This is a genomic window from Aeromonas aquatilis, from assembly GCF_054052405.1.
In genome coordinates this window covers 1-393 of the sequence record NZ_JBSTYP010000182.1, presented here as the reverse complement: position 1 = coordinate 393, position 393 = coordinate 1, and the positions used below count along the sequence as shown (strand labels likewise).

The following is a 393-nucleotide window of genomic DNA, read 5'->3' as shown; positions in this document are numbered from 1 at the left end:
AAACCGTGAGCTTTCGCCCGGCAGTGATGCCATCGCGCATCGCTGACACGGCCCAGATCCAGATCGCCGCCAACAACCGGGGCTATGCCTATACCGCGACCCTGCTGCCCACCCCTTGCCCCGGTTCGCTGACCGTCAGCTATCTGGCCCAGGGAAAATGGTACGACCTGAAAGACAACGGGCGCGGGGAGCTGTTTGGCCAGGACAAATCCTATGGATCTGGCCTGCTCAACTTCATCACCGGCTCTGTGGTGCTGACCCTGGGGGCGCTGCCGGATGTGAACAGCTCGATCATGTTCAGTTGGGGTACCAAGGTCTCTTACCTCAACCGCGCCAGCATGGTGCTGGATCCGGTGCAGCTGACCCATAAGCTGGCCCATGAGGGGATCACCC

1 pseudogene is annotated in these 393 nt (G+C 61.3%); it reads left to right on the top strand.

Annotated elements, in window-relative coordinates:
* Positions 1 to 393: pseudogene (locus ACW5W8_RS23920) on the top strand (curculin (mannose-binding) lectin protein); the annotation flags it as partial.